The organism is Streptomyces tricolor (assembly GCF_002155905.1).
GTDB classification, from domain to species: domain Bacteria; phylum Actinomycetota; class Actinomycetes; order Streptomycetales; family Streptomycetaceae; genus Streptomyces; species Streptomyces tricolor.
In genome coordinates this window covers 1-9,464 of sequence record NZ_MUMF01000468.1, presented here as the reverse complement: position 1 = coordinate 9,464, position 9,464 = coordinate 1, and the positions used below count along the sequence as shown (strand labels likewise).

The 9,464-nt window shown below is 73.6% G+C and carries 7 protein-coding genes and 1 pseudogene; 7 read left to right on the top strand and 1 reads right to left on the bottom strand.

Annotated elements, in window-relative coordinates:
* The 7 genes and pseudogenes from CCN44_RS30010 to CCN44_RS29980 form a co-directional block, all read left to right on the top strand.
* Nucleotides 1–658 (top strand): annotated as a pseudogene (locus tag CCN44_RS30010) (hypothetical protein); the annotation flags it as partial.
* 172 nt (nucleotides 659–830) lie between these two features.
* Entirely contained in the window at nucleotides 831–2,012 is a 1,182-nt protein-coding gene (locus tag CCN44_RS30005; protein ID WP_059255751.1) for an ROK family transcriptional regulator, read from the top strand.
* Between the two features lie 264 nt (nucleotides 2,013–2,276).
* Entirely contained in the window at nucleotides 2,277–3,794 is a 1,518-nt protein-coding gene (locus CCN44_RS30000) for a sugar ABC transporter ATP-binding protein (protein ID WP_086701071.1), read from the top strand.
* Nucleotides 3,791–4,810, top strand: a complete 1,020-nt coding sequence (locus tag CCN44_RS29995; RefSeq protein ID WP_086701069.1) for an ABC transporter permease — start codon at nucleotides 3,791–3,793, stop codon at nucleotides 4,808–4,810. The genes CCN44_RS30000 and CCN44_RS29995 overlap by 4 nt, the downstream gene beginning before the upstream one ends.
* 16 nt (nucleotides 4,811–4,826) lie before the next feature.
* Nucleotides 4,827–5,867 carry a substrate-binding domain-containing protein gene (locus CCN44_RS29990; protein ID WP_086701066.1) on the top strand — a complete coding sequence of 347 codons (1,041 nt, stop codon included), beginning with the start codon at nucleotides 4,827–4,829 and terminating at the stop codon, nucleotides 5,865–5,867.
* Between the two features lie 330 nt (nucleotides 5,868–6,197).
* On the top strand, nucleotides 6,198–7,346 hold the full coding sequence (locus CCN44_RS29985) for a Gfo/Idh/MocA family protein (RefSeq protein ID WP_086701078.1): 1,149 nt from the start codon (nucleotides 6,198–6,200) through the stop codon (nucleotides 7,344–7,346).
* Between the two features lie 14 nt (nucleotides 7,347–7,360).
* Complete coding sequence (locus tag CCN44_RS29980; RefSeq protein ID WP_059255759.1) at nucleotides 7,361–8,359, top strand: sugar phosphate isomerase/epimerase family protein; 999 nt, start codon at nucleotides 7,361–7,363, stop codon at nucleotides 8,357–8,359.
* Between the two features lie 156 nt (nucleotides 8,360–8,515).
* Here the strand turns inward: CCN44_RS29980 and CCN44_RS29975 are convergent.
* Nucleotides 8,516–9,464 (bottom strand): beta-ketoacyl-[acyl-carrier-protein] synthase family protein (locus tag CCN44_RS29975; protein ID WP_107502122.1); only part of this gene is annotated, 949 nt, incomplete at its 5' end.

Here is a 9,464-nt window from a genome sequence, read left to right as displayed (position 1 = left end):
CACCTTCGCCGGGGCCCCGACCATGGCCCCGCCCCCGCCGGCGTACGCGCCGCCCGCCACGGCCCCGGCGCGTCGTACGCCGACCGTGGGCGTCCTCGTGGGCGCCGCCGTGGCCGTCGTGCTCGCGGTCGTGGCGACTTGGACGCTGACCCGGCCGGACGGCACCTCGGGCGAGGTTCGAAGCGGCGGCAAGGAGCCGTCCGGGCACGGCTCCTCCGCCCCGGCGGATCCCTCACCGGCCACGGGAGACGACGCCGGGTACGCCGTGGTCTTCAAGGACCGGCCCCTCGCCCTGCGGTCCCCGAGCGGAGCCAACATCGTCACGGTCGACCTCGACGTCCCCCAGGTCGTCCAGGACACTCCGGGCCGGGAGATCAAGCTGAGCGAGATATCGGGCGGGCGCTGGGAGTTCTACACGCCGATGGGCAGGAGCACCGGCACGACGCCCGCCGAGTGTCTGGCGGGCGCCCGGTCCGACGTGCTCCCCCAGGAGATCGAGGCCGCCGACCTGCGCACCACCATCCCGGTCGGCACCCGGCTCTGCACCGTCACCACCGACGACCGGCTGGCCCTGCTGAAGGTCACCCGCATCACCGCGGCCACCGACGGCAATCTGCCCGACTACACCGCCGAGCTGACCCTCTGGCAGAAGCGCTGAGCCGCCGCTCGGTGGGCGTCCGCCGCCGGGGCCAGGGGCTTTGTCCTCTCCGTGGAAGAAGTTCCGGGAATCCGTGCAGGACTTCTTCCCAGCCTCGGCGGCCACTGCTACGTTCCCTGTCGAAAGCCCGACACTGGTGGCCGAAACTGGCGGGGAGGGGCTCGTGAGACGCATGACGGCTCGACCGGCGAACGCGCACCAGGCCCGCCTGCTGAAGCTGCTGCGTGACGGCGGGCCCAACTCCCGCGCCCAGCTCGGCGACCAGGTCGACCTGTCCCGGTCCAAGCTGGCCGTGGAGGTGGACCGGCTGCTGGAGACGGGCCTGGTGGTGGCCGACGGACTCGCCGCCTCGCGCGGCGGCCGGCGCTCCCACAACGTCCGGCTCAACCCGGACCTCAGGTTCCTCGGCGTCGACATCGGCGCGACCTCGGTCGACGTCGCCGTCACCAACCCCGAACTGGAGATCCTCGGCCATCTCAACCAGCCGATGGACGTGCGGGAGGGACCGGTCGCGGTCTTCGAGCAAGTCCTGGCGATGGCCGGTAAGTTGAGGGCCACGGGACTCGCCGGGGGCTTCGACGGCGCCGGCATCGGCGTCCCCGGGCCGGTCCGCTTCCCCGAGGGCGTGCCGGTCGCCCCGCCGATCATGCCGGGCTGGGACGGCTTCCCCGTCCGGGAGGCGCTCAGTCAGGAACTCGGCTGCCCGGTCATGGTGGACAACGACGTGAACCTCATGGCGCTGGGGGAACAGCACGCCGGAGTCGCCCGCACCACGGCCGACTTCCTGTGCGTCAAGATCGGCACCGGGATCGGCTGCGGCATCGTCGTGGGCGGCCGGGTGCACCGGGGCACCACCGGAAGCGCCGGCGACATCGGCCACATCCAGGCGGTGCCCGACGGCCGCCCCTGCGCCTGCGGCAACCGGGGCTGCCTGGAAGCCCACTTCAGCGGCGCGGCACTGGCCCGGGACGCGACGCAGGCGGCCGGGCAGGGCCTGTCCGCCGACCTCGCGGCCCGGCTGGCGGCGAACGGCACCCTCACCGCCGTGGACGTCGCCGCCGCTGCCGCCGCGGGCGACGCCACCGCGCTCGAACTGATCCGCGAGGGCGGCACCCGCGTGGGCCAGGTCATCGCCGGACTCGTGTCCTTCTTCAACCCCGGCCTGGTGGTGATCGGCGGCGGGGTGACCGGCCTCGGGCACACCCTGCTCGCCGCGATCCGCACCCAGGTCTACCGCCAGTCGCTGCCGCTCGCCACCGGCAATCTGCCCATCGTCCTCGGGGAGTTGGGCCCGAGTGCCGGTGTCATCGGCGCCGCCCGGCTGATCAGCGACCACCTCTTCTCACCCGCGTAGACACCCGCTCGGACGCACCGCCCGCACACGGCACGCCCGTCTCACCCGCACCCGCGCACCACGCCCCGTCTCACCCGCACCCGCACCCGGTCGGCGCGAGCGATCACCGCGCCCTCGCGTACACCGCACCCGCTGACTCGTCGAACGCCGCCCCCTGCCCGCGGCGCGCTCGCCCCCCCGACCTCCGACGTCGTGACAGGTCTGCCCGCGCGCAGGCACCGCAACGCCCTGACACCGGCCCGCACGCCCGCCGAGGGGACTCACATGGCACCAGAACCACCGCTGCTCACCATGTCCGGGATCACCAAGTCGTTCCCCGGCGTCCGCGCCCTGGACGGCGTCGACCTCGACGTCCAGGCCGGGGAGGTGCACTGCCTGCTCGGCCAGAACGGCGCCGGGAAGTCCACGCTCATCAAGGTGCTGGCCGGCGCCCACCAGCCGGACGGCGGTACCGTCCGCTGGCGCGGCGAGCCGGTCACCCTGCGTTCCCCGATCGCCGCGATGCGCCTCGGTATCGCCACCATCCACCAGGAACTCGACCTGGTGGAGCACCTGTCGGTGGCGGAGAACGTCCATCTCGGGCACGAGCCGACGGCCGCCGGGTTCCTCGTCCGCGCGAAGGCCGCCCGCGCCGCGACGGCCGCCCTGCTGAAGCGGCTCGGGCATCCCGAGATCGAACCGGGGCGCCGCGTCGGTGAGTTGTCGGCCGCGCAGCAGCAGATCGTGTCCATGGCCCGGGCCCTCTCCCACGACGTACGGCTCATCGTCATGGACGAGCCGTCCGCCGCGCTCGATCCCGGCGAGGTGGACAACCTCTTCCGGATCGTCGCCGACCTGACCTCCGCCGGGGTCGCGGTCGTCTACATCTCCCACCGGCTGGAGGAGATCCGGCGCATCGGCGACCGGGTGACCGTGCTCAAGGACGGCCGGGCCGTCGCCGGCGGGCTGCCCGCGAGGACCACCCCGACCCGGGACGTCGTCGCCCTGATGACGGGCCGCACCGTCGCCTACGTCTTCCCGCAGCGGCCCGCGCGGGCGCCCGGCGCCGAACCGGTCCTCCAGGTGCGCGGACTGGCCCGGGACGGCGAGTTCGCGCCGTTCGACCTCGATCTGCGCCCCGGTGAGATCGTCGGGCTCGCCGGGCTGGTCGGCTCGGGCCGCTCGGAGATCCTGGAGACCGTCTACGGGGCGCGCCGGCCCACCGCGGGGCATGTCGTCGTCGCCGGACGCCGGTTGCGCCCCGGCAGCGTCCGTGCCGCCGTACGCGCCGGGATGGGGCTCGCGCCCGAGGAACGCAAGGCCCAGGCCCTGCTGTTGCTGGAGTCCGTCACCCGGAACGTGTCGGTGTCCTCCCTGTCCCGCTACGCCCGGGCCGGGTGGATCGACCGGCGCGGCGAGCGGGAGGCCGCCCGGGCCGCGGCCCGGGAGCTGTCGCTGCACCCCGGCAACCCGGACGTGCCCGTGCGCACCCTGTCCGGAGGCAACCAGCAGAAGGCCGTACTCGCCCGCTGGCTGCTGCGCGGCTGCCGGGTGCTGCTGCTGGACGAGCCCACCCGGGGCGTCGACGTCGGCGCCCGCGCCGAACTGTACGCGGTGGTGCGCCGGCTGGCGGACGAGGGCCTGGCCGTCCTGCTGGTCTCCAGCGAGGTGCCCGAGGTGCTGGGTCTCGCCGACCGGGTGCTGGTGCTCCGCGAGGGCCGGGTCGTGCACACGGCACCCGCCCAGGAACTGGATGAACACCGAGTCCTCGACCTCGTCATGGAAGGAAGCCCGGCGTCATGACGCAGCACGCCTCCCCGCCCCGGGACACCGCCGGCCCCACGCCTCCGGCCGGCCGGCTCCCCGGCCGGCGCGGCCTGCCGGCCCGCGCCGACGTCCGCACCCTCTCCCTGCTCGGGGTGCTCGCCGCGCTCGTCGGCATCGGCGGCGTCACCGAGCCGGACGCGTTCCTCGACACCCGCAACCTCCAGCTGGTCCTCACCCAGGCGTCCGTGATCGGCGTGGTCACCGTCGGCATGACCTTCGTCATCACCTCCGGCGGCATCGACCTGTCCGTCGGCGCCGTCGTCGCCCTCGCCTCCGTGTGGGCGACCACCGTCGCCACCCAGGAGTACGGCTTCGCCGGGATCCTCTTCACGGCGGTGGTCGTGGGCCTGGGCTGCGGACTCGTCAACGGTCTGCTCATCGCCTACGGCGGGATGGTCCCCTTCGTCGCCACCCTCGCCATGCTGGCGTCGGCGCGCGGACTCGCCCTGCAGATCACCGACGGCAAGACGCAGATCGTGACCGTCGACGGCATTCTCCGGCTCGGCGAGCGCGACTCCTATGTGCTGGGCCTGCCGCCGCTGGTCCTGGTGTTCGCGGGCGTGACGGTCCTCGGCCGGCTGCTGCTCAACGGCACCACCTTCGGCCGGCGCACGGTCGCCGTCGGCGGCAACGCCGAGGCCGCCCGCCTCGCCGGCATCGACGTCCGCCGCCAGCGGCTCTACCTCTACCTGCTGTCCGGGCTGTGCTGCGGCATCGCGGCCTTCCTGCTGATCGTGCTCTCCGGCTCGGGCCAGAACACCAACGGCAACCTCTACGAACTCGACGCCATCGCCGCCGCCATCATCGGCGGCACCCTGCTCAGCGGGGGCCGCGGCACCGTCACCGGGTCCGTGCTCGGCGTGCTGATCTTCACGACGATCACCAACATCTTCGCCCTGAACAACCTCCAGAGCGACGTCCAGCAGATCGCCAAGGGCGCGATCATCGTCGCCGCCGTCCTGGTCCAGCGCCGCAGTGCGAGCACGAGCTGAGGAAGGGTTCACCGCCATGTCCCCCATCACCAGTCGCCGAGGACTGCTCTTCGGCACCGCCGCCGTCTCCGCCGGAGCACTGCTCACCGCGTGCACCAGCAACGAGGCGAAGGACGACGGGCCCGCCGCGAACGAGCGGCCGGCCAGCGGCGACACGCCCGGCAAGCACGTCACCATCGGGTTCGCCGGGCCCCAGGCCGACCACGGCTGGCTCAACGCCATCAACGACAACGCCGAGAGCCGGGCGAAGAAGTACGCCGACGTCACTCTGGAGATCACCGAGGGCTCCAACGACACCGCCCAGCAGATCGGCCAGATCGAGACCCTGATCAACAAGAAGGTCGACGTCCTGGTCGTCCTGCCCGCGGACGGCAAGGCCCTCACCCAGGTCGGCCTGAAGGCGATGCGCGCCGGCATCCCCGTCGTCAACCTCGACCGCGTCTTCGACTCGGCGCAGGCCTACCGCTGCTGGATCGGCGGCGACAACTACGGCATGGGGCTCAACGCCGGGCACTACATCGGCGAGAAACTCAAGGACCAGCCCGACGCCCGCGTGATCGAGCTGGCCGGCCTGGACAACCTGGAGCTGACCAAGCAGCGCACCCAGGGCTTCGACGACGCCCTGAAGAACTACCCGAACATCACGAAGGTGGCCCGGCAGGCGGCCGAGTTCACCGTCGAGTCCGGTCAGGCCAAGATGGCCCAGCTCCTCCAGGCGCAGCCGAGGTTCGACGCGCTGTGGAACCACGACGACGACCAGGGCGTGGGCGCGCTGCGCGCCATCGAGCAGGCCGGACGCGACGACTTCCTGATGGTCGGCGGCGCGGGCGCGCTGTCCGCCTTCCAGGCCATCGAGCGGGACGACGGCGTGCTCAAGGCGACGGTCCTGTACCCGCCCACCATGGCCGCCTCCGCCATCGACCTCGCCCGCGCCCTCGGCCAGGGCAAGGGCGTCGGCGGCCTCGCCGAGTTCGAGATCCCGGCGTCCCTCACCCTCTACTCGGCCGTGGTCGACAAGACCAACGTCGACCGCTACATGCCCACCGGCTTCCGGTGAGCCGGCCCGCCCGCTCCCCCCACCGCGCCACGACGAACGCGCCCCGACGACGAGGAGGACGAGCGCATGGAACAGCCGCAGCAGCCAGCGGGCCCCGCGGCCGCACCGGAGACGGCACGGTTGGCCGCACCGGAGGCGGCACACGAAGCGGCGCCGGCACCCGCACGCGAGGCGGCCCCGGACGCGGCACGCGAGGGCATGACGGAGCCGGCACGCGAGGGCATGACGGAGCCGGCACCGAGGCCGGCGCTCGCGGCGGCACCGGGCGCGGCGCCCGGGGCCGGGTCGGAGCCGGTGCCCGGATCCGGAAAGCCACCGCTGCGCGTCGGCATGGTCGGCTACGCCTTCATGGGCGCCGCCCACTCCCAGGGCTGGCGCACCGCGGGCCGCGTCTTCGACCTGCCCCGCCGGCCGGTGCTGGCCGTGCTCTGCGGACGGGACGGGGCCGCCGCGCGGGCGGCGGCCGAGCGGCACGGCTGGGCGGCCGTGGAAACCGACTGGCGTGTCCTGGTCGCCCGGGACGACATCGACCTCGTGGACATCTGCACCCCCGGTGACAGCCACGCCGAGATCGCCGTCGCCGCGCTCGCGGCCGGCAAGCACGTCCTGTGCGAGAAGCCCCTCGCGAACTCCGTGGCCGAGGCCGAGACCATGACGCGCGCGGCCGAAGCCGCGTACGGACGCGGGCAGTTGGCGATGACCGGCTTCAACTACCGCCGCGTGCCCGCCGTCGCGCTCGCCCGCCGGATGATCGCCGACGGCCGGCTCGGCACCCTGCGCCATGTACGGGCGACGTACCTCCAGGACTGGCTGGCCGACCCGGCCTTCCCGCTGACCTGGCGGCTGCGCAGGGAGCACGCCGGCTCCGGCGCGCTCGGCGATCTGGGCGCGCACATCGTGGACCTCGCCCAGCACCTGGCGGGCGAGCCGCTGGCCGGGGTGTCGGCGCTCACCGAGACCTTCGTCCGGCGGCGCCCGCTGCCCGGCGGCCCGAGCCGGGGCCTGGCCGCCGTGTCCGCGTCCGGCACCGGCGCGGTCACCGTGGACGACGCCGCCGTGTTCACCGGCCGCTTCACCTCCGGCGCCCTCGCCTCCTTCGAGGCCACTCGGTACGCCACCGGCCGCAAGAACGCCCTGCGCATCGAGCTGAACGGGGAGCGCGGCTCGCTCGCCTTCGACCTGGAGCGGCTGAACGAGCTGTGGTTCCACGACGCCACCGCCCCCGGCGCCGAGGCGGGCTTCCGCCGTATCCTCGTCACCGAGCCCGAGCACCCCTACCTGGACGCCTGGTGGCCGCCGGGCCACGGCCTCGGCTACGAGCACACCTTCGTCCACCAGGCCCGCGACCTGGTGCACGCCATCGCCGCGGGCACCCGCCCCGACCCCTCCTTCGCCGACGGGCTCCAGGTGCAGCGCGTCCTGGCGGCGGTGGAGGAGAGCGCCGAGAAGAACTCCGTCTACACGCCCGTCGCGAGCTGAAGGAGGACCCCCGCATGCCGCGCCCGTTCACCCTCTTCACCGGCCAATGGGCCGACCTGCCCCTGGCGGAGGTCTGCCGGCTCGCCCGCGACTTCGGCTACGACGGACTCGAACTCGCCTGCTGGGGCGACCACTTCGAGGTCGACAAGGCCCTCTCCGACCCCGGTTACGTCACGTCCCGCCATCAGCTCCTCGACTCCTACGGCCTGAAGTGCTGGGCGATCTCCAACCACCTGGTAGGGCAGGCGGTCTGCGACGCCCTCATCGACGAGCGCCACCGGGCGATCCTGCCGGACGCGGTGTGGGCCGACGGTGACCCGGAGGGCGTACGGCGGCGCGCGGCCGACCGGATGAAGGACACCGCCCGGGCCGCGGCGGCGTTCGGCGTCGACACCGTCATCGGCTTCACCGGCTCGGCGATCTGGCACCTGGTCGCCATGTTCCCGCCCGCGCCGGAGTCGATGATCGAGCGCGGCTACGAGGACTTCGCCGCCCGCTGGAACCCGGTCCTCGACGTCTTCGACGCCGAGGGCGTGCGGTTCGCGCACGAGGTCCATCCCGGCGAGATCGCCTACGACTACTGGACCACCCGCCGCGCCCTCGAAGCGGTCGGCCACCGCCCCGCCTTCGGCCTGAACTTCGACCCCTCCCACTTCGTGTGGCAGGACCTCGACCCGGTCGGCTTCCTGTGGGACTTCCGCGACCGGATCTACCACGTGGACTGCAAGGAGGCCCGTAAGCGCCTCGACGGCCGCAACGGGCGCCTCGGCTCCCACCTGCCCTGGGGCGACCCGCGCCGCGGCTGGGACTTCGTCTCCGCCGGACACGGCGACGTGCCCTGGGAGGACGTCTTCCGCATGCTGCGCTCCATCGGCTACACCGGGCCGCTCTCGGTCGAGTGGGAGGACGCCGGCATGGACCGGCTCCAGGGCGCCCCGGAGGCCCTGGCCCGCCTGAGGGCCTACGACTTCGAGCCGCCGTCGGCCTCGTTCGACGCGGCCTTCTCCGCCTGACCCCGGCCGGCCGGCTGTTCCGACCGCGTCCGGTCAGCGGCGCACGGCACCGGGATGACGGCGCATCCGGACAGGCCATGTCCGGCCCCGTGCGCGCGCAGGGCCTCCCGGGGGTCCGAGAGGCCCCGCGCACGCCTGTGCCGCCGCTCCACGCCGCTAGTTCCGCCAGGTCCCGTGGAGGGCGGAGACGGAGAACCCCGGCCCGTAGGCGACCATCAGCGCGCTGTCCCCGTCGGCCGGTGGCCGGCCATGGGTGCGTTCGAGCACCCGGAGGACCGACACCCCGCCGAGGTTGCCCTCTTCGGCGAGGGTGTCGAGGGAGTGGCGGGCGTCGGTCTCGGCGAGGCCGAGCGCGGTGGCCGTGTCGAGGATGATGGGCTTCGATCCGGGGTGGATGAGGGGCACGTCGACGGTACGGCCGGCAAGCCAGTCGAGGACGGCGGGCATCACGCGCTTGGCTCCGCCGGTGGCCTGCTTCGTACTGTCGAAGTGCAGGCCCGCGCTGTCGATGCGGCCGGCGTACATGGTGAGGCTGTCGGGGAGGGCGTACTCGAAGAGTCCGTCGGCCTCGACGGCCAGGCCGGGTCCGAGGGGATCGCTGGAGACGACGGTGGCGGCTCCGCTGTCGCCGAACAGCGCCTTGTAGATCATGTGCTCGATCGCGGAGTCGGCGTGGTTGTAGGCGGTGGACAGGACTTCGGCGGCGACGACGAGGACCCGGGATCCCGGGTGGAGGAGGGCCTGCTCCACGGCGCGGAGGAGGGCGTGGGCGCCGCCGGCGCAGGCGGTGGTCGTCAGGGCCGTACGGCGGACGGTGGGCCGCAGGCCGAGCCGTGCGGTCAGGTGGATGTCGAGGTTGGGGACGGCCCAGCCGGTGGCGTGGGTGGTGATGAGGCCGGTGATGTCCCCGGGCTGGAGGCCGTACCGGTGCAGGGTGGCGCAGGCGGCCTGTTCGGCCAGGGCGAGGCCGTCGGTGAAAGCGCGGGTGGCGCGTTCCCCCACGCCCGCGGTGCCGTTGATGGTGGGGGCGTCCAGGGGCTGGGTGAAGTAGCGGGTTTCCACGCCGCAGTTGTCGATGACGCGGAGGATCGCGCGGAGGCGGGGG

Coding starts and splice junctions, on each gene's coding strand:
- CCN44_RS29980 (WP_059255759.1), top strand. CDS start 7,361: ATGCCGCGCCCGTTCACCCTCTTCACCGGCCAATGGGCCGACCTGCCC.
- CCN44_RS30005 (WP_059255751.1), top strand. CDS start 831: ATGACGGCTCGACCGGCGAACGCGCACCAGGCCCGCCTGCTGAAGCTG.
- CCN44_RS29985 (WP_086701078.1), top strand. CDS start 6,198: ATGGTCGGCTACGCCTTCATGGGCGCCGCCCACTCCCAGGGCTGGCGC.
- CCN44_RS29995 (WP_086701069.1), top strand. CDS start 3,791: ATGACGCAGCACGCCTCCCCGCCCCGGGACACCGCCGGCCCCACGCCT.
- CCN44_RS29990 (WP_086701066.1), top strand. CDS start 4,827: ATGTCCCCCATCACCAGTCGCCGAGGACTGCTCTTCGGCACCGCCGCC.
- CCN44_RS30000 (WP_086701071.1), top strand. CDS start 2,277: ATGGCACCAGAACCACCGCTGCTCACCATGTCCGGGATCACCAAGTCG.